Genomic DNA, 1,640 nt, shown 5'->3' on the forward strand with positions numbered 1-1,640 from the left:
TAGGGCTTGCTGAACAAATCAAAAATTCAACAGTAACAAGGGTTTGGCGCCTCTTTTGTCGAATTTAGGTGCAAGGAAAACGAAGGCTAACCCGTGAAAAACCTTGCACTTGGAGGCGTCCGAATTGTATCAGCGAACCGAAAGCCAGATGATCCTGCCAGGCGACTTCTTCCTGCCATTCGGCGGAAAACTCGCCGAAGATAACCGTTGGGTGCTACTCGCCCAGATGATTCCGTGGTGGAAGCTCGAAGAGAAGTACGCCAAGAACTTCAAGAAGAGCCTCAAGGGTCAAAAGGCCGTATCGATCCGCGTCGCACTTGGCGCTCTCATTATCCAGGAACGGCTGGGCACCGACGACCGCGAGACGCTTCGGCAGATTCTGGAGAACCCGTATCTGCAGTACTTCCTCGGCTTGCCGGAATACCAGTACCGCCGTCCGTTTCATCATTCGCTCATGACCCACTTTCGCAAGCGGCTGGGCGGCGAGATTCTGGAGGAAGTGAATGAATGGATCGCGCTGGAAGAAGCACGCAAGGCAAACGAATTGGACGCCTCGGACCACGACGATGATGAACCCGGCAGCGGAGCTGCCGCAGTATCCGACGAGTCGACAGAACCCCAGCTTCGGCAGATGGAACTGACGAACGAGGGCGAACTGCTGCTGGACGCCACCTGCGCACCGGCGGATATCGCCTACCCGACGGATCTGTCGCTGCTGAATCAGGCCAGAGAAAAGCTGGAGAAGATCATCGACGTCCTGCATGAGCCGCAGCGCGGAAAGACTCGCAAGCCAAGAACCTACCGGGAGCGTGCCCGCAAAGCCTATCTGGCGGTAGCCAAGCAGCGGCGCGTGAAGCCGCGCACCATGCGCAAGGCCATCGGCAAACAGTTGCGGTTCGTCTCCCGCGATCTGCGTATCATCGCCGAACTTGCTGAGACGACGAGCAACCTGACGCGGCTGCCTGGCCGCATGTACAAGGAACTGCTGGTCATTCAGGAGCTCTATCGCCAGCAACAAGCGATGTACGAAAAGCGAACGCATAGCGTACCCGATCGGATCGTCAGTATCGCGCAGCCGCACGTAAGGCCGATCGTGCGCGGCAAAGCCCGCGCGAACGTCGAGTTCGGTGCGAAGCTGGCGATCAGTTTGGTGAACGGCTACGCATTCCGAGAGCATCTGTCCTGGGACAGCTACAACGAAGGCCAGACGCTGCAGGCCGCAGTGGAACGCTACCGCGCCAGGTTCGGCTATTATCCGAAAGCGGTGCTGGCCGACCAGATTTACCGCACGCGCGAGAACCTTCGCTTCTGCAAGGAGAAGGGAATCCGGCTGAGCGGCCCGCTACTGGGGCGTCCGTCCGCCGATCAGCAGGAGCAGAAGAGACTCGCCAAGGCGGATGCAGCCGCGCGCAACGCGGTGGAAGGCAAGTTCGGTGAAGGCAAGCGTAGCTACGGGCTTGGCCGTATTCGAGCGCGTCTTCAGACGACGAGCGAGACCGTGATCGGGCTGCAACTGCTAGTCATGAACCTCGAAAAGAGACTCCGGGTTCTCTTTTTGCCTTTTTTGCAATGGCTCTGGTCGACCCTCTCATTCCGCTTACCCGTGATGCCGTAAATTGCGACCCGTTCAGCAAGCCCTA

The 1,640-nt window shown here is 58.4% G+C and carries 1 protein-coding gene; it reads left to right on the forward strand.

All coding sequences use genetic code 11. The features are described 5' to 3' along the window. Positions 1 to 124: 124 nt before the first annotated feature. Positions 125 to 1,615 (forward strand): IS5 family transposase, encoded by a 1,491-nt coding sequence (locus tag N0M98_RS33595; RefSeq protein ID WP_122953404.1) that lies wholly within the window; start codon positions 125 to 127, stop codon positions 1,613 to 1,615. The last annotated feature ends 25 nt before the right edge of the window (positions 1,616 to 1,640 follow it).

The organism is Paenibacillus doosanensis, from assembly GCF_025060755.1.
Lineage (GTDB): Bacteria > Bacillota > Bacilli > Paenibacillales > NBRC-103111 > Paenibacillus_S > Paenibacillus_S doosanensis.